The organism is Stenotrophomonas sp. SPM (assembly GCF_003105135.1).
In the GTDB taxonomy this organism is placed as follows: Bacteria; Pseudomonadota; Gammaproteobacteria; order Xanthomonadales; family Xanthomonadaceae; genus Stenotrophomonas.
The window spans coordinates 1-896 of sequence record NZ_QETL01000216.1 but is presented as its reverse complement, the minus strand read 5'-3'; the positions used below and the strand labels follow the sequence as shown (position 1 = coordinate 896).

At 64.3% G+C, this 896-nt stretch carries 1 protein-coding gene; it reads left to right on the top strand.

From position 1 onward, the window contains the following. A partial coding sequence (locus tag DCO49_RS20080; RefSeq protein ID WP_165835766.1) for an efflux RND transporter permease subunit occupies positions 1–896 on the top strand: 896 nt, incomplete at both ends.

Here is an 896-nt window from a genome sequence, read left to right as displayed (position 1 = left end):
GTCGATGGGCATGTCGGTGTCGGACGTGTACAGCACCATCCAGCTGATGCTGGCCCCGGTGTACGTCAACGACTTCTTCTACCAGGGCCGCATCAAGCGCGTGACCATGCAGGCCGACGCGCCGTACCGCACCGGCCAGGAATCGCTGAAGAGCTTCTACAGTCCCTCCAGCCTGACCACCAATGCCGACGGCACCAACGCCATGATCCCGCTGAACACGGTGGTCAAGTCGGAATGGGTGTCGGCACCGCCGTCGCTGAGCCGCTACAACGGTTACTCGGCCATCAACATCGTCGGCTCGCAGGCCCCGGGCAAGAGCTCGGGTGAAGCGATGACCGCGATGGAAGACATCGTCACCAACGACCTGCCTGCCGGTTACGGCTATGACTGGTCGGGCATGTCCTACCAGGAAATCCTGGCGGGCAACGCGGCGACGCTGCTGCTGGTGCTGTCGGTGGTGGTGGTGTTCCTGTGCCTGGCCGCACTGTATGAAAGCTGGTCGATCCCGGTGGCGGTGCTGCTGGTCGTGCCGCTGGGCGTGCTGGGTGCCATCGGCCTGTCGATGATCCGCGGCCTGCCCAACGACATCTTCTTCAAGATCGGCATGATCACGGTTATCGGCCTGGCCGCGAAGAACGCGATCCTGATCGTGGAGTTCGCGGTGGAGCAGCGTGCAGCGGGCAAGACCCTGCGCGATGCCACCATCGAAGCGGCCCGCCTGCGTTTCCGCCCGATCCTGATGACCTCGTTCGCGTTCATCATGGGCGTGATCCCGATGGCCATCTCCACCGGTGCCGGCGCAAACTCCCGCCACGCCATCGGTACCGGCGTGATCGGCGGCATGCTGTTCGCCACCCTGCTGGGCCTGCTGATGATCCCGGTGTTCTTCGTGGTCG